Origin of the sequence: Burkholderia sp. AU30280 (assembly GCF_020420125.1) — a bacterium.
In the GTDB taxonomy this organism is placed as follows: domain Bacteria; phylum Pseudomonadota; class Gammaproteobacteria; order Burkholderiales; family Burkholderiaceae; genus Burkholderia.
This window is the reverse complement of record NZ_JAIZRY010000007.1, coordinates 231,657-253,558: the sequence shown is the minus strand read 5'-3', so window position 1 is coordinate 253,558 and position 21,902 is coordinate 231,657. Positions and strand designations below refer to the sequence as shown.

Here is a 21,902-nt window from a genome sequence, read left to right as displayed (position 1 = left end):
CGGCACCATGGTAGTCAAGGTCAAACAGAAATTAAATCAATATATAGTTTCTTCATTCACAAATGGAATTGATGAATGATCCGCGAACTGAAAACCCTCGTCGCCGTCGCCCGGGAAGGCACGTTCGCCGCGGCCGGCAATCGCATCGGGCTCACGCAGGCGGCCGTGAGCGCGCAGATGCAGCGTCTGGAAGCCGAGCTCGGCTTCGCGCTGTTCGACCGGCAAGGCCGGTCGGCCCGGCTCAACGAGCGCGGTCATCACGTGCTCGACCAGGCGCAGGCGCTGATCGGCCTGTACGAGAACCTGAGCTCGACGGCCCCCGGTTCGCCTGCCAACGTGCGCGTGACGATCGGCGCGATCGCGTCGGTGCAGAGCGCGCTGCTGCCGGCTGCGCTCGCCGAGTTCCATCGCCGGCATCCCGCGTGCCGCACGCGCGTGATACCGGGGCTGTCGATCGAGCTGGTCAACCGCGTCGATGCGGGCGAGATCGACCTGGCCGCGATCATCCGGCCGCCGTTTTCGCTGCAGAGCGACCTGCACTGGACGACGCTCGCGCAGGAACCGTTCCGGCTGATCGTGCCGCGCGGCGTGAAGGGCAAGGATTGGGCCGCGCTGCTCGCGAGCGAGCCGTTCGTGCGCTACGACCGCGCGTCGTTCGGCGGCCGCCAGGTCGACCGTTTCCTGAGGAAGATGCACATCGCGGTGCGCGACACCTGCGAACTCGACGAGCTCGACGCGATAGTCAAGCTGGTCGAGAACGGTGTCGGCGTCGCGATCGTCCCGCAGACCGCCGCGTATCGCCGCTGGCCGGCCGGCGTGCGCGCGATCGATCTCGGGCACCATACGTTCCACCGCGACATCGGGCTCGTGCATCGCGCGCGGCGGACGATGTCGGAACCGGCGCAGGTGCTGGCACGACTGATCGAAGCGGCGTCGCGGCAGGCGGCCTAGGCCTGTTCACGCTAATAACGGGCGTGCGCTGGCCCCACGAATGATTTTTCCAAACAGGGGAACGTGCGTTGCCGGCCGCATTGCGGCGTCGCGCGTCGCTTGTCCGGCTCGGCCAAACGGCGCTTCCTTGCTTCTTGCTCTGCAGCCGGCAACGCACGTTCGCAAGCCCGTTATTAGCGTGAACTGGCCCTGGGGCCGATATTGCAAATCAGCGCCGCCCGGCCGCCCAGTCGACGGCCGCGTCGAACAGCGCGACGCCGGCCGGCGACAGGTTCGTGAACGTGTCGTTGTCGAGGAAGAACATCACGCGGCGCGCCGGCGCGAGCGCTTCGTAGTCCATCGTCGCGCCCTTCTCGTACGCGAAGATCGCGGCCTTGTCGGGCTGGCCGTACACGGTCGCGATCGTGATCGCGCCGAGCCCCGGCTTGCCCCAGCTCATCGGCGCCTGCTTGCCGTACACGTTCGTCGCGCCGGCCGGCAACCCGGCCGAGATCGGGTGCGGCGCATTGACGAGCCACAGGTAGCGCTCCTTGCCCGTTTCGCCGAAGTCGACGTCATGACGCTTGCCCGTCATCGCGAGATCGTCGAGCAGGTCGTTTTCCCAGGTCACGAGCGGCTTGTCGAGCGTGCGCCAGCCGGGCCGCACGTTCTTCGACGACACCGTCGACGAGATCACGACCAGGTCGGCGTCGCGCGCCGCATCGGGCGTGGCCGACTCGTCGATCAGCCGCACCGCATAGCCGCGTTCGCCGAGATGCTGGCCGATGCGCTCGTCGACCTTCAGGTTCGGGCCGCGCAGCTGGACGAGCATCGCGACACGCGTGACGGCCTGCGGTGCATCGACCGCCAACGCGGGGGCGGCCGCCCCTGCGCCGAGGCCGAGGCCCGCGCCGATCGCGAGCACCGAGCCCGCGATTGCACGCAATGCGCGACGCCGCGCGCCGGCGGCAACGGCGCGCACGGCGCCGGTCTTCATGTTCCGGTTCATCTGGATCGTCTCCGAAGCCGCGTGCCGCCATGACGGCCGCGCGGCGATTGCGTGGTCAGAACTGCAGCGTGGTGAGCAGCGACACCTGTCGCGCATCGCCGATCGCGACGAAGTAACGGTTCGCGCTCGACGGGTAGTAGGTGCGATTGAAGAGATTCTTCACGTTGAGCTGGAACGACAGCTTCTGCTTGCCGATCCGCGTGTCGTACGTGGCGAACGCGTCGGCAAGCACGTACGAAGGCAGCGTGAAACTGTTCGCCGAATCGCCGGGCCGCGCGCCGACGTAGCGCACGTCCGCGCCGATGCGCAGGTCGTCGCCCCCCACCACCGTGCCGAAGTCGTAGACGGCCGCGAGCGACGCGGTGTGACGCGCGACGTTCCATAGCTGGTTGCCCGTGTACAGCGGATCCTCGGTCGTCTTCGCGTCGATGTACGCGTAGCTCGCGATCACGTTCACGCGCTCGCCGAGCTTGCCCGACACGTCGAGCTCGATCCCGCGCGAGCGCGCCCGGCCCGACGTGCGCCAGTCGGTCAGCTTGGTCGCGTCGTTGTACTGCGAGACGAGCACGTTCTTCTTGTCGATGTTGAACAACGCGAGCGTGCCCGTCATCCCGCCCGGCAGGTCGAGCTTGCCGCCCACTTCCCACGCGGTCGCTTCCTCGGGTGGCGTCGCGCCGTCGATGATGTAGCCCGTCATCGGCGCGATCGACGACGACGGCTTCAGCGACTGCGAATAGCTGCCGTACAGCGAGAACGTGTCGGTCCACTTGTAGACGACGCCCGCGCGCGGCAGCCATTTCGAGCCGCTGAGATCGGTGTTCGCGACGAACGGCCGCCCACGCCCCGCGACCTGGTTGTACGTGATGTAGCGCAACCCGCCCGACACGATCCACTTGTCGGTCAGGTGGATCGTGTCCTGTACGAACGCCGACGCATCGTGCAGCGTGTCGGTCTGGTCGCTGTCGCTCGCCGACACCGTGCTCGACGGCGGCAGCAGCCCGTAGACGGGATCGAGATAGCTGAACGGCGTCTTCACGGCCTGCCGCAGCATGTCCTTGCGGTAGATGCGGCGGTATTCGGTATCGAAGCCGACCTGCACGTCGTGCCGCATCCCGCCCAGCATCAGCTTGCCGTTCACGTAGCCGATCCCGTAGCTGTCGGTGCTGAGCGAGCCGCGCGTCGCGTCGTTGCTGCGCTTCATCGTGCCCTTCACCGGATCGACGCCCGTCGTGCGCAACTGGTTCGCGTCGTAGGTCTCGCGGTTGTAGCTGTAGCCGAAATGCGCGCTCCAGTCCGCGTTGAACTGGTGATCGACGCTCAACTGCGCGAGGTGCGATTCGCCGTCCATGTTGTTGAACGGCTCGTCGATGCGCCGCCGCGCGGGAATGTCGAGCGGCGCGTTGGTGCGCGGGTCGAGCGCGGTGCCGCGATCGAACGGCGAATGGAATTTCCGGTACTGGTAGGACACCGCGACCTGCGTATCGCGGCCGTACCACGCGAGCGACGGCGCGACGAAGGTCTGCCGGTATTCGCCGAAGTTGCGCCAGTACTGCTCGTTCGACTGGTCGACGATCAGCCGGTACGCGAGCCGCGAATCGCCGACCGGCCCGGTCGAATCGAAGGTTGCGCCGCCGCCGTTCTTGCCGTGCCCGAACGTCGACGCGCCGAGCGAGATCGCGTTGTAGCGCTTGAGCTGCGGCTGCTTGGTAACGACGTTGACCACGCCGCCCGGGTCCATCAGCCCGTACAGCAGCGACGTCGGCCCCTTCAGCACCTCGACGCTGTCGACCGCCGCGTTGAACGCGCGCCCTTGCACGAGCGGCATCCCGTTCTGCATGACCGAACCGTCGCGATTGCCGCCGAAGCCGCGCTTCATGATCGTGTCCTGCGTGCCCGCGAGCGTGTTGCCCTGCGTAATGCCGCTGACGTTGCCGAGCGCGTCGTCCAGGTTGCGCGGACGCTGGTCGCGCAACACCTGCGCAGGCACGATGTTGACGGCCTGCGCGGTATCGAGCAGCGGGATCTCGGAACGCAGCACGCCCGCTTCCTTCGGCGCGCGATAGCTTTCGGCGCGCAGCGCGCTCGTGCGCACATTGATCGCGGGCAACTCGGCGCCCGCGCGCTTGAGCGTATAACCGCCGCCCGGCTGTCGCAACGCGACGAGCCCCGTGCCCGCGAGCAGGCGGTCGAGCGCGCCGTCAACGTCGAAGCGGCCCTGCACGCCGCCGCTCTTCAGGCCGGCGGTCAGCTCGGCCGGAAATGCGAGCAGGATGCCCGCGTCGCGGCCGAACCGGTTCAGCGCCGCTTCGAGCGGCCCGGCCGGAATGTCGAACGCGCGGCGCGCCGCGCGCTGCGCGGCCGGCGCCGCATCGGCGTCGGTGTCGGTGTCGGCCAGCGCGGGCAGCGGCAGCAGCGCCGACACCAGGACGGCGCCGGCCAGCCGGCGCGCGAGGCGACCCGGCGCGGCGGGCGCAGCCGCGCGCGACGCGCGCGGCAGATGTCGGGCAGGCGCCGGACGGCGCCGATACGTGAGACGGATGGAAACCATGATCGGGAAGTCGGTGGACGATGGGTCAGTGCGGCTTTCATTACCCATGTCACGCGACCATCGAGAAACAGCTCAGGTCGGCGGAAAATTTTTTGATGCGCTCACGAACGGGCCGGCACGACCGTCGCCCAGTAGCGCGTCAGGTAGTGAACGTCGATCGGCAGCGTCGCCTTCAGCGTGTCGAGCACGCGCGCGGGATCGTCGAGCGGATAGGTGCCCGACACGCGCAGGTCGGCCACGGTCGCATCGCAGCGCAGGCTGCCGCGGCGATAGCGGTCGAGCTCGGCGACGAGATCGGCCAGCCGCATGCGCGACGCGACGAGCATGCCGCTCGTCCACGCGGACGCGTACGCATCGAGCGGCGCCGGCGCGTCGATCGTGTCGCGCGTGAACTCCGCGCCCTCTCCGGCCGCGATCACGCGCGCGCCGGCCGACGCATCGTCGGGCCGCACGCGCACGGCACCGGCGAACACCTCGACACGCGTCGCGCCGTCGCGCTGCCGCACCGCGAAGCGCGTGCCGAGCGGCCGCAGTTCGCCCTGCGCGGTCGCGACGACGAGCGGCCGCGCGGGCACGCGATCGTCGTGGCCGCTCGTCACCATGACCGTGCCGCGCAGCAGGCGCAAGTGGCGCACCGTATCGTCGAGGCGCACGTCGAGCGCCGTGTCGGTATCGAGGACGACGACCGTGCGATCCGCGAGCGTCACCGTGCGCCGCTCGCCGACCGCCGTGCGCAGGTCCGCCGGCCAGATCGCCGCACGCCGCGCGGGCTCGGCCATCCATGCGGCACCGCCCGCGAACAGCAGCACGGCCAGCGTCTTCACGGCCGCGCGGCGGCGGCCCGCACGCGGCGGCAGCAGCGCCGCGTGGGCGGCCTGCGGGTCGAGCCCGGCCGCCAGCCCGCCGAACCTGCGCTGCATCGTCTCGATGTGGCGCCATGCCGCGTCGTGCGCGGGATCCTCCGCGCGCCATTGCGCGAGCGCGGCGTCGAACGCTGCATCGGTACGGCCGGCCTGCCGGTCGACCCACCATTCGACCGCGCGACGCGCAACCTGCGGCGGCACCGCCGGCGTTCCCGGGGCGGCCATCGGTCAGGCCGCCATCGCGAAGAAGCACTGCGTGCCGGCCTTCACGAGATAGCGCTTCACCGTCGCCAGCGACACGCCGAGTTCGCGCGCGATCTCGGCCTGCGTGAGCCCGTCGAGCTGCGCGAGCAGGAACGCCCGCTTCGCCGCGAGCGGCAGGCCGTCGAGCAGCCGGTCGATTTCGAGCAGCGTCTCGAGCACGACGGCCCGCTCCTCCGGCGACGGCGCATGCGCTTCGGGGCGCAGCGCGAGCGCATCGAGATACGCGCGCTCGATCTGCTCGCGCCGCCAGTGGTTGCTCAGCACGCGCTGCGCGACCGTCGTCAGGAACGCACGCGGCTCGTCGGCACCGATCGGCTCGTCGCGCGCAAGCAGGCGCATGAACGTGTCGTGCGCGAGATCGGCCGCGCGATGCGCGCACCCGAGCTTCCGGCTCAGCCAGCCGCGCAGCCACGCGTGGTGGCCGGTGTAGAGAGCGTCGATTTCTCGATGAAGAAGCAGCTTGTCAGCGGACATGGCCGGGTTCCGGGGTGCGCACGCGTCAACGATTTTGTAAATGAGAATGATTATTATATACAAAAGTAAGGTGGCGACTACTGCTTTGGCGTGCGGGCGACGTCGCTGCGGCGACGGATGGTCAAGCCGCGTACCGTCCGCCGACTACGACCCGCACGCGGTTATCACATCCGCTCCAACCCGGCCAATTCGATTCGTTCAATAATGATTTGACGAATCGATAACAATATTGAGATTGCGGCAATTCGCCCGAAAATCGCGCCGAATTATCACGCCCGACGCAAAACGCAATGAAAAAATCGCGAAACGGCAACCCATTGATACGAAGCGATCAATAATTCAAATCCCTCAAAAATGAATTTCCGGGAACACGCCTGTCGGGATCAGGCCACAACGGAGAATTTCATTTTTGCCGCTTGATTGCGACTCGGTAGTCTCCTGCCATTCCGGATCACGAACACACCCATGCGCAAGGAGATGACATGAAACGCACGACCCTCTCTCTGATTTCCATCGCGTCATTCGCGGCAATACCCGTCGCACATGCGCAGTCGAGCGTCACGCTGTATGGCGTGATCGACACGTCGATCACCTACGTGAACCATGCGCAAGGCAAGGACAACGCATGGATGCTCGGCAACAGCAGCGCGGGCAACCTGGCCGGCAGCCGCTGGGGCGTGAAAGGCAGCGAGGATCTCGGCGGCGGGCTGAAGGCGCTGTTCCAGTTGGAGGACGGCTTCGACCCGAGCAACGGCCGGCTCGGCCAGGGCGGCCGCATGTTCGGCCGGCAGGCGTTCGTCGGTCTGACGAGCGACCGCTACGGCACGCTCACGTTCGGCCGCCAGTACGATCCGCTCGTCGATCTCGTGCAGGGCATCACCGCCGACAACTATCTGGGCAGCGCGTTCGCGACGCCGGGCGACGTCGACAACTACGACAACAGCTTCCGCGTCGACAACGCGGTGAAGTACACGTCGGCCGTCTATGCGGGCCTGCAGTTCGCGGCGATGTATTCGTTCGGCGGCATCGCCGGCAGCACCGGCGCCGCGAATTCGTATTCGGCCGCCGTGTCGTACAACCACGGGCCGTTCAGCGTCGCGGGCGGCTACTTCCACGCAACCAACAGCCCTGCGTCGAGCAGCCTGCGCAGCGGCTGGACCAGCTCGTCGGACGGCACGTTCGACGGCCCGATCAACAACGGCTATGCGAGCGCGCACTCGATCGGCATCGCCCGCATCGCGGGCCAGTACGTCGCCGGCCCGTTCACGTTCGGCCTCGGCTACAGCAACGCGCAGTACCGCCGCGATGGAAGCTCGATGTTCGGCTCGAACGAGCACTACAACACGGGGCAAGGCTTCGTGAACTACCAGGCGACCAACGCGCTGCTGGTCGGCGTCGGCTACAGCTACACGCGCTCGGGCGGCGACACGTCGGCCACCTATCACCAGGTATCGGCCGGCGCGGACTACAACCTGTCGAAGCGCACCGACGTCTACCTGACCGCCGCGTACCAGCACGCCAGCGGCCGGACCGGCGACGGCAACGGCGGCTCGATGGCCGCGCAGGCCTCGATCGGGTCGTACGGTTATGCGGGCACGAGCTCGCAGACGATGGTTAACCTCGGCCTGCGTCACCGCTTCTGATGCAAAACAACGGCCGGCTGCGCGTCGCGCGGCCGGTCGAATCCGCATTGGCCGACACGGCGGCATCGGCCGCCGTTGTTTCCGGATCGCCGCGTCATCGCCCTTTCCAGCCCGGATATCGACTGCCGCGCGATTGCCATCCCGTTTGATTCAGCACCGATTTCCCCCCAACAAATGACGCGATGCGTCAGCATTCCGGCACCGTCACTGCCCCGGTATTCGCGCGATAATCCGGCCATTTTTACCGATAATGCTTCGCCGCCCCCCGCGATCGGACGCGATAAAAATGCGGGGCGAACGCATGGGCAAATGCAAAGGAAAGTTTGACGCGAGCCATTTGCCTGCTCGCTATGGCACACTTCGCGTCTGCGTAATTTCCTTGCACCGGGCGGTCGGATTCCGCCCCATCCTGCCATGCCGCGTCAGACAACCCGTTCGATCAGCCGAGAAACGCTGAAAATCGCCTCGACGATCGCGATGTCGTGCGTGCTGCACGACGTCGCCCGGGCCGATTGCCTCGACGATGCGGCCGCGTTCCAGCACGTGAGTGTCAGCCTGATGCGCGGCATCGCGCAGGTCGAGTCGGGCATGAATCCGAACGCCGTCAACACCAATACGAACGGCACGGTCGACATCGGCCTGATGCAGATCAACAGCACCTGGCTGCCGACGCTCGCGCGCGAAGGCATCACGCGGGAAAGCCTGTTCGATGCGTGCACGAACGCGTATGTCGGCGCGTGGATCCTGTCGCAGAACATTCGCCAGCTCGGCGCCAACTGGAACGCGATCGGCGCGTACAACTCCGCATCGCCCGACAAGCGCCTCGCGTATGCACGCAAGGTCTATGATGCAATCCGGACCATGCCGGATTCGCCGGATACTCCCATGCCTATCCTTCCACCGTCCTTTACGCCGCCGCAACAGGCCCAGGCGTACAACCCGTTCGCGAGCCTGAGCGTGTCCGCACCGCAGCAGGTCACGCGTCCGCGCACGATCTCGTCGGCCCCGCCACCCCCGCCGCCACAGGGCGGCCCCGCCGGCCCGGCCGGCTCGTACAACTTCGGATGGACGGTCACGGGCGCCGACCAGGCGAAGCCGACCCAGGTCTTCGACGATGGCGCGCGGGTGTACGTGCAGTTCAGCGACATGAAACACGTGCCGGCGATCTTCACCGAGACGTCGTCCGGACGCGTACTGATGTCGTGGGAGCTGCAGTTTCCGTATGCCGTCCTGACGCGTCCGGCGCAAACGTTGATCTTCCAGCTCGGGCCGTTCGAGGCGCGCGCGCAGCGGGGGACGGCGGGGATGACCGCTCAGGGCGGGGCTGGAACGGGAACGCAGCGCTCGGGCGCGCCCTCGCCGACGGCTACCGCGGCGCCCGCAGCGAAACAACCGGCCGCGAATGCATCGGCCAAGCGCACGGCGTCGGCCGACGCACTCTGGTATCTGGACACGCCGTCGACGTCGGGTTCGGCATCGACCGCGAGCACGGCGAATACCCCGCCCGCGTCGAGTCCGTCGAACCCGCCAGCCACGTGGCCCACCGCGGTCACGTCGAACACGCCGCCGCCCGCGACGCCCCAGGCGCCCGCCGCGGCCAAGCCGGCTACGCGCGTCAGCACCGACGCACTCTGGTATATCTCGAAATAGCGCGCGGGCAGGCTGCGCGCGCTCGGCCGGCGCGAGCCGGGCTATCGGGCTATCGGGCTATCGGGCTATCGGGCGACGGTCGTGCCGGACGGTGCCGAGACGGTCGATACCAGCGAGTGGTACACGTCCGCGACGCGGTCCAGGAACGATTTGTCGGGCGCGGTCGCGATTTTCTGCATCGCCCGCGTATTCATGTAGTTCTTGATCGACACGAGGTGGCTCCACACCGACTCGATGTCGCTCTCGGCCATGCTGTCGTGCACGTGCTTCACGAAGAGCGGATACATCGCCTCGACTTGCGGCAGGCGCTCGCCCGGATTGTTCCAAAGCCAGAACAGCGCCTGCGCCTGCGGATCGGTGTTGAAAATCGACGGCGGCAACTCGCCGTCGAGCTGCTTCATCGCCTGCTTGCGATCGAACCCATATCCCGGGCGTGTGCCGTGCTGCTTCTGGTAATCGATCTCGCGCACCAGCTTCTCGTAACGCCCGTATGCCAGCGGATTGGCCGCGCCACCGAGCCAGCCCGGCTTGCGCTGCGCCGCGGCCGTGCGATTCTCGGCCTGGTCGTACCACATGCGCAGCCACTGGACATACACGACCATGTGGCCCTTCAGCTCGCCCTGGATGTCCTTCGGCAGATCGGTCACGACGACCGGGCGCGGCGGCGCCGGATCGGGCACGCGGCACCCGTCCGTCATGTCGGGCACGGGCTTCGGGTTGAGGAAGTCCAGCGGCCCGATCGACGGCTTGAGCGCCGCCGACGGATAGCCGATGCCGGTGCCCAGCAGCATCAGCGGCGGAATTTCGCGCGTCGTCGCCACGAGCTTCTTGACCGCCATCCGGTAGTCGAGCTGGAAATTCTGGATCTCCGGCGGCGCGACGATCTGCTGATACAGCGCACCGTCCTCGTTCGCCAGCGCGCTCAGGCTCGGCATCGGAATGCCCGCGCCATATGCGCGGTGGTACATCATCTCGAGCGGCACGCGCGCCAGCTTGTCGGAAATGCCGTCCTCACCTTCGATCGCCCCGCCGCCCACGTCCACCTGCGCACCGGGAAACAGGCGCTCCTGGCGCCGGCCGCGCATGTCGGACGGGTCGACACCGAGCATGGTCAGCGGCTTGTACACGCGCAGTTCGTGGGCGGCCGCGTAGTGCACGCACTTCTCGATGTCCGGCGACAGGATCAGATCCGACGACACCGCATTGCTCAGCGGGATGTAGCCCGTCAGCAGGTTGTCGTCGAAGCGGTTCGTCACGCAATCGAACAGTCCCATGAACTTGATCTTGACCGGTACGCCGTCGTATTGGCCGCCCTTGGCCACCTCGTCGAGCAATTGCTTGGCAAAGGCGAGCGCAAGGCCGCCGCCCATGTCGTAGCCGAAGATCGCGACATGGATCTTGTTCACCGTGCCGGCTTGCTTCGCGCCGGCCACCGCCGCCTTGAAATCCCCTTCCGCCGCCTTCAGGCGCGTATCCACGCCCGTATTGAACAGCGCGGCGCCCAGCTTCGTATCGCGCGTGAGCTGGAACGACTCGGCCAATGCGCCCAGCGATTCCTTGCCGACCTCCTTCAGCACGGTCTTCGGAATCCGGTACGGATACTTGACGACGTCGCGCCAGAAACCTTTCCATTCGTGCCGCAGATAGCGCAGCGCACGATTCTTTTCCGACCCGGGCCGCTCGATCGCGCGTTCGATTCGCTTGCGCGCGTCGCCCAAGCCGTCTTTCGCCTTCCCGACCAGCGTATCGAACGTGTCGCTCACGCGATTTCCGAACGTAGGATTCCTGATCTTTCCGCTCCGCTTCCACGCGTCCTCGGTGGCCTTCTGCGCCTTTTCCTTCGCCTTGTCGACGGTCTGCTCCTTGAGCTTGTCGCCGGCCTTCTCGCCGAGCGTATCCGTCGCCTTGTCCTTCAGGACCTCGCTCAGCACACCGGTCTCGGGATCGAAATCCGCGCCGAGCCCCGGATAGTAGAAGCGTCGCATGTTCTTGTTCTTCTTGTCGTACGCGGCGTTGAACAGTTTCAGGATGCTGGTTCGCGGGCCGTCCTTCTCGCCGAAGCTGAAGCCGTCGAAATAGAAGCTGACCCACAGCATGTGTTCGCATGCGGGACACATCTGTTCGGCCTCCGCCTTGACGCGGTCCGTCTCCGCGGAGACGGCGTCCTTTTTCAGGTTGATGTCGGCCATGGGGCTCACTTCTCCTGCGTCGGCTTGAGTTCGGGCGCGTTCATGTCGTCGACCCACTGCAGCTCGGCGGTGCCGTTCTTGCGGAAATACACGCGCAGATAGCGCGACGTCGGCGATTCCGGCTGAGGAATGGTCACGTCGATCGTCTTGCGTTCGGGCTGGATGCCGCGCTGAATGTCGTCCAGCGGCTGCGCGAATTCCCAGAACAGTTTCACCGTCTGTCCCGGCGTCACCTTGCAGCCGCAGGCGAAGCCGCCGCCGCCGCCGAATGCCTCGCCGTCCTCGCGCGCCGACGGATTGCCGAAGCATCCGGACTTGTGCTCATTGTCGAGCCAGAATTCGTGAAGCTTGCGTCCGTACTCGTTGTATCCGGTGACGCACACGTCATGCGGCTGCGCTGATACGTCGACACCGTGCTTGCTGCATGCGGCGAGCACACCGAGCCCGACCAGCGCCAAAACGTGCATCCCTGCCCTGAATTTCATCGATACCCTCGCAAACTTGCGTCGTTGTTGCGTTCACCGCGCAACGGCGGATCGAACCGGTTATGTGCGTCGTCACCGCGGACGAACCCGTTCATCGCGATCGCGACGAACGCGCCGACGACGGGAACGGCATGGACGAGCGTCCACCATCCGGACTTGCCGATGTCGTGCCAGCGCCGTACCGACACCGCGACGAGCAGCCAGATCATCACGATCGCGAATGCCCATCCGGCCAGATCCACGAATGTCTGCGCCCGCTGCGCGGCGGGCAGATCGGCGAGCGCATCGAGCACGGAGCCGGCGAGCAGCAACGGCACGGTCACGCGCCACCATTGCATGCGCCCGGCCCGGCCACGCAACGAAAACAAAGCAGCCACGCTCATCGCTGCACCTCCGGCTCCGTCTCGGCATTCGCGGCATCGCCCAGCTCGATCAGGCGATCGAGCAATGCATCGCACAGCGCGTCGTGATCGTGCCGATGGGCGGCGATGCATTCGGCAACGCTCGCATCGTCGAGCTGCACGTGGCCGACCATCGCCAGCGTCGCGCCGATCCGGTACGCGAGCCGCTCGTCACCCGGCTCCTGCGCGTCCAGCACGTCGAACAGACGACGCATCCGCGCATAGGTGTCGAACGGATCCGCGTCGACGGGGATCCGGCCGTTGCGTCGCAATTCGGCGAGCACGGCGTCCGGCCGGCTGTCGCGCCGCAACGCGTCGAGCTCGCGGACATCCACACGCGGGTAGAAGAGCCGTTCGTGCCGACGCGGATGCCGCACCGACCCGACGGTGCCATCGCGACGCACCCAGGTCCACGACACGCACGGCGACAGCAGCGCCTGATAGCGGGACTCGGACAGTGCGCCCGCCAGCGCCTGGAACACCGCCGCGTCGTAGAACCGCAGCAGCCCGTCGCGATCGTCGGGTAGTGTCACGCGCGTCCTCACGGCGAGTTTCGGCGCGAGTTCATCGAGCGGATACACGCTGACCAGCGACAGAAACGCGAATGGCCGCCGCGCGATCTGCCGTTCGAGCAACACCGGCACGTGCGGCGCACGGTAATCGCACACCAGTGCGCAGACCTCCGGATGGCTCGCCTCCGGCTGGCCCGCGAGCACGTTGTGAACCTGCCCTTGCGCGATCAACTCGCGCCAGGGCGCCGCGTTGACCGGCAGTTGCGACCCATCGGCCAGCAGATAGCGATGAGCATCCGGAAACGCCGCGTGCTCGGCGGCTGCCGTCGTTTCCCATGCCTGGAGCAGCGCGGTCATCGTCGTCACCCGCGCGTGGCGATCGCTTCGTGGCGATGCGCGAGATCCCGCATGCATTCGACACATGCGGGCTTGTTCATCGGCGGCAGCTGCACGTTCGCGGATCGCGGGCCGGTCAGCGTGTGCTGGGCCGCGTGGAACGTCGCCTTGCCGGGCGCGCCGATCACGATATCGTTGCCTTCCATCTTCAGGAACGCGTTGCCGGCCGTGAGCAACAGCCGCTTCGGCGACTGCAGCGCGACACTCGCCTGCGCGCTCGATACCGTCACCGCACGTTGCGCACGGGCGTCGAGCGTCCCGGCGTTCTGCGCCTGCACGGCGACGGCTCCCGTCGCAGCATGAAGCGCAATTCCGACAGCCGACACGGGACGGCTGCCGCCCGGGTCGCCGTGCGTGTACAGCGCGATACCTTCCTTTGAAACGATGCTGGACTTGCCCTCGACCGTGACCTGCACGTCGCGTCCGGCACTCAGCATGGTTTGCGTACCCGACGTCCACACGTGGCTTTGCGCGCTCAGCACGGCGACGCCGGCCGCGCCGTGCGCGACGAGATGCGGATGGTGCCACGCGAGCGCGGTGCCGCCGCCGGCACCGCCCGCGCCGCTGCCTTCGCGTGTCGCGCCGATCGATGCCTGGCTTTGCTGCAGCCCCTCGATCGCCGCGGGCTGCTGGGTCGTGCCGCCTGCAGTCGCGGCACCGGGCTGCGCCGGGCTCATGCCCGGCTCCGCGCCCTGCTTGCGCGCGAAGTTCGCGAGCCCCTGCAGCATCTCGCGTTGCTGCGCGAGCACCTGGCTCGCCGCACTCGCGTCCATCTGGTTGACGCCCGGCGCGGTGCTGATCAGCAAGCCGGCCCCGGCGCGCAGCGCACCGGCCGCCTGCGTCGACAGTTCCGCGCCGTAGCCGCGATCGGCCAGACGCCGGTTGTCCTGCACCTGCTTGATGTGCCCGAGCGTCAAGCCGCTGCCGTGATCGGTCGTATAAAGGCGTGCACTCGACTGGCCGGCCGTATCGTCAAGCATGAATTGCCGCGAACCGCCCGCGCCGGTCTGGCTCGCGCCCAGGTCCTGCGTCTTGAAGCCGGTCAGCACGGCCGCGTGTTCGTTGCCGGCGAACCACGCCGCCGCATTGGCCGTGCTGCCGCTCGGGCCGCCCGCCAGCGCATTGTGCTGCGCGTCGGCGTTGCCCTGCCCGTTGTACAGCGCGGCGACCGCGACCGGCCGGTCGGGCTGGCCTTCCAGCCATTCGGTCCAGACTTCCTGACCGACGCGCGGCACGTTCACCCCGCCCCAGTTGTCGCCGCCGACCGGGGTCACCATGCGCGTCCAGGTGCCCGCACCGTGATCGGCCGGTGCATTTGCCGCGCGCGGATGTTCCTCGCGACTCGCGGAACGCGGCCCGCGCTGCGCATGATGCTGGATCCGGATCCGGTGATCGCGTTCGGTGTGAATCGGATCGCCCGCTCCCACCACGATGCTCGTCTGGGCGCCCGGCATCACCGCGACCGGATGCACGCGCGCACCGTGCCCGTTCGGCGCCAACGGACGGTAGGGCTGGTCGAACGGCAGCGCCGTGAAGCGGTTCCCGTACACCGCGCCGCCGTCCACGAGCGCGCCACCGGCGTGCGTCGCGGCGTCGAATGCCGCGTGCAGCGCCTGCGCCCCGCCGCGCTCGCCGGGCGCCGCATCGAGCATCGGCGGAATCGCGCCCAGCCGTTGCGCGATCGCACCATGCACGTCGGCGCCCACGTTCGCACGCGCGTCGTGCTCGACGCGCAGGCACACGAACGCGCGCGACGGGTCGAGCGACGGATGCTGCGACATCGCGAAGTGCAGCCCCGGCCGCAGATCGCGCCGCGTGCCGCTGCCTTCGGCCTGCAGCGCCGCCACACGCTGCGCGTCGAGTTGCTGCTGGGCACGCTGGTCGCCGATCGCGGCGGTCTGGAACGCGTAGGGACCCGCGACATCGCGATCCTCGCCCGGTGCGACCGCGCCGCTCGCGCGCACGCCGACCGGACGGGTCGATAGGCTTCGATGATCCCAGCTGGCGCGCGCGACGCTTCCGATGCGCCAGCGGCGCGCGTTCATGAACTGCCGGATACCGCCGCGCGGGTCGCCATCGCTCGTCTGATGGAAACCGACGACCTCGGGTTCAGCCGGCACGAAACGCTGGTTCGTATCGGCGAGGACGAGCGTGTGCTTGCCGAGGTCCGTCGACTGCGCATCGCCTTCGTGTTCGAACCAGTAGAAGATGCCCTCTTCCGCCCACAGTCGCTCGAGAAACGCGAAATCCGATTCGCCGGCCTGTGCGGTCAGGCTGCGGTTCGCATATCTCGCCGGATCGGCGAGCGCCCAGCGCCATGCCGGCGCGATCGCGCCACGCGCGTAGTGCGCGAAGATCTGCTCGCTGATCTCGACCACGCTCGCGTTCACGAAGTTGTAGCTGTCGACGCGCTGCTGCAGCAGCGCGAGCCACGGTTCGACGACGAGCCGCACGCGAGCGAGGCCACCGTTGTAGCCGACGAGTTCCGCAGCCATCACATGGCCGTGGAACGGGCGCCGTGCGTCGTGCCCGTCCGCGACCTGCCATTCGACGAGGATCGGCGCACCGATCAGCTTGTCGAGCGGCACGTCAGGACGCTCGGTCAGCGCGGTGACCTTGAACCGGAAGCCGCCGCGATCGAGCGACTCCCATCCGTGCAGGCTCTCGGCGACGAGCTTGTCCGCGCCAAGCGGCGTGGTCAGCCATAGAAACCGGTCGTGCTGCGACCAGCCGCGGAAGAACGTCTGGATGAGGTCGGATTGGGTCGACATGGTGGGTAGGTTCGGGGTTCGCGGGGGGCGGTATCTTGAATCAGGAAGTTCGACGTGCCCGGCATTCGCATTACTGTTCGGTCAGTTCGACGGCGGGCAGCGAATCCATTCGCGTAAACACCTTTCCATTCATTTCATCGGGCGTCTGGATATTGAGGTTGGCCACGGCTCCGATCCGGTACGCACCCGCCAGAATCTGCCGTGCCGAGGAATCCGGATCGAACTCCAGATCCGCATAGGGCACCACGAATTCGATCTTGACCGGCTGTCCCGGCTTGATGGAAATCGCCGACGCATAAGAGCGGGAGACAGCGCTCAGATACTTTGCAAACAGTTTGACCTTGAACCTGATACCGGAGTCACCGAATGCCCGGATCTGAAAGTATTGCACGCTCGGGTGTGCCCACTTTGGCGACCATTGCTCCGGACCGTCGATGACGACCTCCTGTTCCCCATCATTCCTGAACACGACATCCACCACCAGATCCCGCGATGCAGAGTGCACGGCAAACTCCGGATGCAGATTGATTTCGGGCGTGCCGTGGTCAAGCAGATCCTGCGCGAGGTCGTAAAGAAACGCCAGCTTGCCACTGAACGCGTCGCTGGATCGATATTGAAGCTGGCCCTCGTAACGCGTCCCGTTCTGCTCGAACGAATATCTCAGGACCGATCCGATATTCCGGCCCGGTACCGAAGCAATCTCGTGATTGGCCAGCATCCGCTTGACCTGCTCGATCTCCGGTCGGAAACGATCGTTCAGTTCTGCCGTGTATTTTCCGATGCCCGTGTACTTCGTCGGCGGCATGATATCCAGATCCCGTCCGCGCGAATAGTAGGCAACGCGATTGCCATCGAACCTGAACGCCAGTGGGGGTGAAGGATTGGTTTGCCCTGGACTGTTTTCCATCGTGAAGTAGTCCCCAGCTTCTCCGGCCAATGCGGCTTCCGTCGCGCCGAACAGAAACACCGCCGCCAGAAAATACGGCACGCGTCGCGCGATTCCGTCCGCGCGGCTTCCCGCTCGGCGAGCACCTTTTCTCCTTCGGATCATCGCTATCGCGCGCGGCGTGCGTTCAGCCTGAATCATGTCATTCCCGCGTCAAACCGACTGACGGAACCGGATCCGTCCATGTAAGGAACCTGCCGGACATCTCGTCCGGTTTGTCGACATTGCCCTGCATGCGACCGACAAAATCGTAGGTGCCGGTTTCCATGCGCTGAATGGGCGAATCGCTGTCGAACGACAAAGCATCGTAGGGAACCGCGAACCCAAGCCGGATCACGTCGCCCGGCTTGACGGTGATTCCACCGGCGTAGCGGCGCGACGTTTCGATCAGATACTTGCTGCAGAGGCGGACCTTGAAGTCGGCGCCCGCGCTGTTGCTCCCCCGGATTTCGACGTATTGCCGACTCGGGATCGCAAGGTTGTCCGTCCAGGTATCCGGACCATCGATGACGACCTCGCGCCGGCCTTCGTTCCGGAATTCGACTTCGACCAGCAAGCGATTCGAGTCGGAACGAATCGACAATGCCGGACGAAGATTGATCTCGGGTTCTCCGTGGCTCAACAGTTCCTTCGCAAGCGAATACAACGCGATGATTTTGTCCTGTACCGGCTTTTCCGCCTGGTAGTTGAACGCACCTTCGTAGTGGTGTCCTTCCATGTCGAACGAATAGGACAGAACAGGTCCCGCGTTGACCGCGTCCCGGACCGCCGCATCACGTTTGCTCAACACGTGCCGAATTTCCGCGAGCTGTCCCGCATAGGTGTCGCTCGATTCGACCGTATATTTCCCGATGCCCAGATAGCGGCCCTGCGAACTGTGATCGAGGTCTCTTCCGCGCGAATAGTAGGAAAGCGTCTTGCCGTCATCCTTGATCACCATGGTCGGCGCGGGGTTGGTCTGTCCGGACCCGCTGCGGATTTCGAAATAGCCACGCTCGTTTTTCGCAGACGCCATGTCCGTCACTCCAAGAATCAGTGTCATCGCCATCAGAACCCGTGTAAAACGCATCATTTCAGGACTTCCCACTCGATGTCGGTCTTCTTCTGGAACCAGTCGCGGAATCCGTACATGTAGTACTTCGGAATCTCGGGATGCGGCAGAAACATCCCCTCCCCCATCAGATTCGTCGAAGAAGTCCGCTGCCAATTGTCCTGGAGCTGCGGCATCGTGACGTCGACTAGTTTCTGCGCATTAATATAGGCGCCGTAAACGGTCCCTTTGTTCTCGAAGTACTCGTCCGGCCAGCCATAGTGGTGTCCTGCCTCGTGAATGATGGCGTTTTGCGTAGCCTCACGCGTTGCCTTCTTCTTCACTGGATCCCACGTGACCTGCACCTCGCCCCAGTTCTCCGAATTTGCCCGCGCCTCCATCGGGTACAGACTGATGGTGCTGTGAAATGGCCCGGTCGTCGTGACGAATTCGATTTCCTGCTTCAACTTCACCTTGCAGGTACAGTTCTTGCCGAGCGGACATTTCTTCGGCTGCATGTAGTAGTGGTTTCGGTTCAGGCCGCTTTCGATCCGCTGCTTGAAACCCGCGAGATCGGCCGAATTGCCAGGCCTCTCGACCTTCTCCCAGACGACCCTGTCATCCTGCGGCCCATCGCCGTCGTACGGTATCGAAACCGGCTTACCGGTTTTCCTGTCCACCAGCAACCGGCCGTTCGTATACTCATGCTGATCCATGAGCACGACCCGAAGGCGAACCGTTGCGGTCAACGTAGCCGTTGCCGGCGTGTATTCGATGTCGTACATGCCGGTCGACCCGGAAAAGCGAAGCAGAATCGGCTTCTGATTTTCGAGCACTGCTCGGCCGTTCGCGTCAGTCTGATAGTAGTCGACAAGCCCCATATCCGGCCGATATTCCCGCTCCTTGAGTGGCGGAACATGAAGGTTGCATGGGGCGACGGACCCGCTAGGGCCGCTCTTGGGTAGTCCCTCGAGTTCGTCCGACACCGGCACGGGAGCCGAATGTCCGAGTTGCGGCTCCCGCGACAATGTGGAGTCGGCTGCGGCCGGCTGAGCGGGCAGTGTCGGCATCGAGATCGGCTGGTTCGATGCACTCGCGAACGTCCGCGCCGCGCCCACCGCACCACTCGCCCCCGATGCCGTCGCACCGGCGACCGAACTCGCCGCACCCGCCAGACTTCCGCCCGCCCCCACCGCCCCCCGCCCCGCCGGACTCGCCGCCAGCGCCTGCACGAGAAAGTCGCACGGATCGCCCTGCGGCAACACCGGCAGCGCCGGCAGCTTCATGCTCGTCGCGCGCGGCCCCGGGAACGGATGCCCGCCTGCCTTCACCGCGAACTGCCCCGGCGTCTCGACGATGATGTCGCCGCCCTTCAGCGTGATGCGGTTCGGCCCCTGCTGCAGCACGATCGCCTCCTGCGCGAGCACGTCGACGCGCTCGTCGGTGGACGTCACGCGCACGGTCTGGTCGCCGAGAATCTCCATCGTCGACGCGTGCGCCTCGACGCTCACCGGCCCTTCGCCCGCGATCGCCTTGAGCCCGCCCGCCACGCTGTACAGGCTCATCGCATCGCCGGTCGCAGCGGCCACGGTCGCACCGGCGCCCACGTGCGCATCGCCTTGCGACGTCAGGTGAACATGCCGTGCCGCATACGACACCGCGCTCTCCGGCGTCGTCACCACGATGTTCTCCGGCGACTCCATCAGCACCGCGGGCGTCGCGAATCGCTCGACGGGGTTGCCGCCGTCGCGCTGCGTCCCGGTCGGCTTGGTCGCGCTCTGGCCGCCCACGCTACCCGCATACTTGCCGTCCTGCGCGGGATCGATCGCCTTCAGGAAATCCGTCTGCGCCGCGTTCGCGCTCAGGCCGACCGCCTGCGCCCCCGTCGCCGCCGTGTCGAGTTCCTGCGCCGTTTTCGCCGCGTCCTTCAATTGCTCCACGCGTTCGGCGACATCCATCTGCGTCGACGCGCCGAGCCGGCGCGCGGTACTCGACATCAGCACGCCCGCGCCGGCCCGCACGACACCCCACCCCTGCGTCGCCAGTTCGAAGCCTTCTCCGCGATACGCGCCGCGCATCGTGCCTTGCTGGTCGATCAGATAGCCCTGCGCGAGTCGCGTGCCGGCAGTCGAATTGCTCAGTTCGTGACGCAGTTGCCCGGCCGCATCGTCCATCACCCAGCGGCTGCCCGGCTGTCCATCGAGGGTTTGCGTCTGCAGGCCCGTCAGCGTTCCCGGATGATTGGCATCGCTGCCCTCGCCGGCCGAGAACGGCGGACGTACGCGGCCGCCATACACCTGGCCCAGCACGACCGGCGCATCGATGTTGCCCGACTCGAAGCCGACCACCACTTCCGCCCCCACGCGCGGCGCAAACGCATGACCGAAATTCGGCCCGGCCGCCTGTTCGGCGACGCGAACCAGGATGCCCGAACGGTGATCGCCCGGCGCATGGCCGGCCGGATTGGACCGGCTTGCCGTCTCCGTCAGCCCGCCCGGCAACGGCGCGACACCGCGCATCCACGGAAACTGGATGCGCACCTGGTGATCGCGCGTGCTGCTGACCCGCCCGCCCGGCTCGCCGACCACGATCGCGGTCTGCACGCCATATACCGTCGGCCGGTCGCGAAACGGCGGCACGATCGGCGTGCCTTCCGGCACCGCGACGAAACGGTTGCGATACAGCCCCTTGTCGAGCTCGCCGCGTCCGAACAGCTGCCCGATCTGCGCGCCGAGGTTGTTCACGGCCTCGTGCTCGATCGACAGCGGCACGAAACGAACGGCGCCGCCCAGATAATCGTTCAGCGTATGTACCTTGCCGGTCTCGAGCGTGCGCGACGAGCCGCCACCGCGGTAGATCCGCTTCGCGAGCTGCAGCGCGTCGAGACGCTGTTCGGCGTAACGCTGCGCGTCGCCGCTCGTGTCAAAGCGGCCGGCGCGCTGGCCGTCGAAGATTTCCCGCACCGGCAGCAGCGGCGCGTTGGCATCGGCCGGCTGTTGCACATGGCCGGCGATCGCATGGAGTTCACTGGCTTTCCAGCTCGTCGCCACCACACGATCCGGCACGAGCTGACGCCGATCGGAGAATTGCGTCATCACGCCGTCCGGATCGCCGACGTCCTGCGCATTGAACGCGATCGCGCTGCCGTCGGGCAACCGCGCATGGCGGTCGAACACGACGACGGTATGGTCGCCCGACGGCGCCTTCCCCGCATCCTGCCCATGCTCGACGCGAAACGACAATCCGGCTTCGGACAACTGCCGCAACACGAACTCGAGATCGGTTTCGCGATACTGGCCGCGCAAGCGAAACGATCGCAGCGGCTCGACGCGTTCATGGCGCCACTTCGCTTCGGGATAGTCGCCGAACACGCGATCGCAGATACCCTCGACATCGAGATCGACGAAATACAGGCAATTGCGGCGCAGCTGCAGCAACGCGAGCCACGATTCCATCGTGAGCCGGTAGCGCGTGAATTCGCCGTCGCTCTCCGCATAAGCGGCATGCGTGACGTAGCCGTTCCAGCATCGTTCGCCCGATGCCGTCGCCAGACGCAGCCGCGCGGCGCTGCCGATCAGCGGCGCGAGATCGAGAAACGGCTCGCTCGACAGTACGTCGATCTCGAACCGGAACGATTCGCTGATCCCTTCACGACCGTGAAAGCGCTCGACCACGAGGGCCCCCGGCATCGCGGTATCGATCTGGATATGACGGGTCGCCTGCCCGTACCCTGTCAATGCGGCAATTAGATCCATGTCGTTTCTCGGCAATCGCGCGCGCATGCGTGTCGC

The 21,902-nt window shown here is 66.4% G+C and carries 15 protein-coding genes; 3 read left to right on the top strand and 12 right to left on the bottom strand.

What is annotated here, in order from left to right; translation table 11 throughout:
• Positions 1 to 75 precede the first annotated feature (75 nt).
• Complete coding sequence (locus LGN17_RS18235; protein WP_226198026.1) at positions 76 to 951, top strand: LysR family transcriptional regulator; 876 nt, start codon at positions 76 to 78, stop codon at positions 949 to 951.
• A 208-nt stretch (positions 952 to 1,159) separates the two neighbouring features.
• Here LGN17_RS18235 and LGN17_RS18230 read toward each other — a convergent pair whose 3' ends face one another.
• Genes LGN17_RS18230 through LGN17_RS18215 form a run of 4 tightly spaced genes read right to left on the bottom strand, consistent with a single transcriptional unit; the run spans position 1,160 to position 6,088 of the window.
• Positions 1,160 to 1,939, bottom strand: coding sequence for a hypothetical protein (locus LGN17_RS18230; RefSeq protein ID WP_226198025.1), 780 nt, complete (start codon positions 1,937 to 1,939; stop codon positions 1,160 to 1,162).
• 55 nt (positions 1,940 to 1,994) lie between these two features.
• Positions 1,995 to 4,535, bottom strand: a complete 2,541-nt coding sequence (locus tag LGN17_RS18225; RefSeq protein ID WP_226198024.1) for a TonB-dependent siderophore receptor — start codon at positions 4,533 to 4,535, stop codon at positions 1,995 to 1,997.
• A gap of 53 nt (positions 4,536 to 4,588) precedes the next feature.
• Positions 4,589 to 5,575, bottom strand: a complete 987-nt coding sequence (locus LGN17_RS18220; RefSeq protein ID WP_226198023.1) for a FecR domain-containing protein — start codon at positions 5,573 to 5,575, stop codon at positions 4,589 to 4,591.
• A gap of 3 nt (positions 5,576 to 5,578) precedes the next feature.
• Entirely contained in the window at positions 5,579 to 6,088 is a 510-nt protein-coding gene (locus LGN17_RS18215) for a sigma-70 family RNA polymerase sigma factor (RefSeq protein ID WP_175953068.1), read from the bottom strand.
• A 482-nt stretch (positions 6,089 to 6,570) separates the two neighbouring features.
• On the opposite strand from LGN17_RS18215, the gene LGN17_RS18210 reads away from it, so the two are divergent.
• Both LGN17_RS18210 and LGN17_RS18205 read left to right on the top strand, forming a co-directional pair.
• Complete coding sequence (locus LGN17_RS18210) at positions 6,571 to 7,731, top strand: porin (protein WP_226198022.1); 1,161 nt, start codon at positions 6,571 to 6,573, stop codon at positions 7,729 to 7,731.
• Between the two features lie 414 nt (positions 7,732 to 8,145).
• Positions 8,146 to 9,381 (top strand): transglycosylase SLT domain-containing protein, encoded by a 1,236-nt coding sequence (locus LGN17_RS18205; protein WP_226198021.1) that lies wholly within the window; start codon positions 8,146 to 8,148, stop codon positions 9,379 to 9,381.
• A gap of 65 nt (positions 9,382 to 9,446) precedes the next feature.
• Here LGN17_RS18205 and LGN17_RS18200 read toward each other — a convergent pair whose 3' ends face one another.
• From LGN17_RS18200 to LGN17_RS18165, 8 genes are all read right to left on the bottom strand, one after another.
• Complete coding sequence (locus LGN17_RS18200; RefSeq protein ID WP_226198020.1) at positions 9,447 to 11,570, bottom strand: phospholipase effector Tle1 domain-containing protein; 2,124 nt, start codon at positions 11,568 to 11,570, stop codon at positions 9,447 to 9,449.
• A 5-nt stretch (positions 11,571 to 11,575) separates the two neighbouring features.
• Positions 11,576 to 12,055: a hypothetical protein gene (locus tag LGN17_RS18195; protein WP_226198019.1), complete on the bottom strand. Its 480-nt coding sequence runs from the start codon at positions 12,053 to 12,055 to the stop codon at positions 11,576 to 11,578.
• Entirely contained in the window at positions 12,052 to 12,438 is a 387-nt protein-coding gene (locus tag LGN17_RS18190; RefSeq protein ID WP_226198018.1) for a DUF805 domain-containing protein, read from the bottom strand. The genes LGN17_RS18195 and LGN17_RS18190 overlap by 4 nt, the downstream gene beginning before the upstream one ends.
• On the bottom strand, positions 12,435 to 13,325 hold the full coding sequence (locus tag LGN17_RS18185) for a DUF4123 domain-containing protein (protein ID WP_226198017.1): 891 nt from the start codon (positions 13,323 to 13,325) through the stop codon (positions 12,435 to 12,437). The genes LGN17_RS18190 and LGN17_RS18185 overlap by 4 nt, the downstream gene beginning before the upstream one ends.
• 5 nt (positions 13,326 to 13,330) lie before the next feature.
• Positions 13,331 to 16,135, bottom strand: coding sequence for a type VI secretion system Vgr family protein (locus LGN17_RS18180; RefSeq protein WP_226198016.1), 2,805 nt, complete (start codon positions 16,133 to 16,135; stop codon positions 13,331 to 13,333).
• 70 nt (positions 16,136 to 16,205) lie between these two features.
• Positions 16,206 to 17,222, bottom strand: a complete 1,017-nt coding sequence (locus tag LGN17_RS18175) for a hypothetical protein (RefSeq protein ID WP_226198015.1) — start codon at positions 17,220 to 17,222, stop codon at positions 16,206 to 16,208.
• A gap of 1 nt (position 17,223) precedes the next feature.
• Positions 17,224 to 18,129, bottom strand: a complete 906-nt coding sequence (locus LGN17_RS18170; protein ID WP_226198014.1) for a hypothetical protein — start codon at positions 18,127 to 18,129, stop codon at positions 17,224 to 17,226.
• 20 nt (positions 18,130 to 18,149) lie between these two features.
• Entirely contained in the window at positions 18,150 to 21,866 is a 3,717-nt protein-coding gene (locus LGN17_RS18165; protein WP_226198013.1) for a type VI secretion system Vgr family protein, read from the bottom strand.
• Positions 21,867 to 21,902 lie beyond the last annotated feature (36 nt).

Coding starts and splice junctions, on each gene's coding strand:
- LGN17_RS18230 (WP_226198025.1), bottom strand. CDS start 1,939: ATGAACCGGAACATGAAGACCGGCGCCGTGCGCGCCGTTGCCGCCGGC.
- LGN17_RS18175 (WP_226198015.1), bottom strand. CDS start 17,222: ATGATTCAGGCTGAACGCACGCCGCGCGCGATAGCGATGATCCGAAGG.
- LGN17_RS18205 (WP_226198021.1), top strand. CDS start 8,146: ATGCCGCGTCAGACAACCCGTTCGATCAGCCGAGAAACGCTGAAAATC.
- LGN17_RS18200 (WP_226198020.1), bottom strand. CDS start 11,570: ATGGCCGACATCAACCTGAAAAAGGACGCCGTCTCCGCGGAGACGGAC.
- LGN17_RS18165 (WP_226198013.1), bottom strand. CDS start 21,866: ATGGATCTAATTGCCGCATTGACAGGGTACGGGCAGGCGACCCGTCAT.
- LGN17_RS18170 (WP_226198014.1), bottom strand. CDS start 18,129: ATGGCGATGACACTGATTCTTGGAGTGACGGACATGGCGTCTGCGAAA.
- LGN17_RS18195 (WP_226198019.1), bottom strand. CDS start 12,055: ATGAAATTCAGGGCAGGGATGCACGTTTTGGCGCTGGTCGGGCTCGGT.
- LGN17_RS18225 (WP_226198024.1), bottom strand. CDS start 4,535: ATGGGTAATGAAAGCCGCACTGACCCATCGTCCACCGACTTCCCGATC.
- LGN17_RS18220 (WP_226198023.1), bottom strand. CDS start 5,575: ATGGCCGCCCCGGGAACGCCGGCGGTGCCGCCGCAGGTTGCGCGTCGC.
- LGN17_RS18185 (WP_226198017.1), bottom strand. CDS start 13,325: ATGACCGCGCTGCTCCAGGCATGGGAAACGACGGCAGCCGCCGAGCAC.
- LGN17_RS18190 (WP_226198018.1), bottom strand. CDS start 12,438: ATGAGCGTGGCTGCTTTGTTTTCGTTGCGTGGCCGGGCCGGGCGCATG.
- LGN17_RS18215 (WP_175953068.1), bottom strand. CDS start 6,088: ATGTCCGCTGACAAGCTGCTTCTTCATCGAGAAATCGACGCTCTCTAC.
- LGN17_RS18210 (WP_226198022.1), top strand. CDS start 6,571: ATGAAACGCACGACCCTCTCTCTGATTTCCATCGCGTCATTCGCGGCA.
- LGN17_RS18180 (WP_226198016.1), bottom strand. CDS start 16,135: ATGTCGACCCAATCCGACCTCATCCAGACGTTCTTCCGCGGCTGGTCG.
- LGN17_RS18235 (WP_226198026.1), top strand. CDS start 76: ATGATCCGCGAACTGAAAACCCTCGTCGCCGTCGCCCGGGAAGGCACG.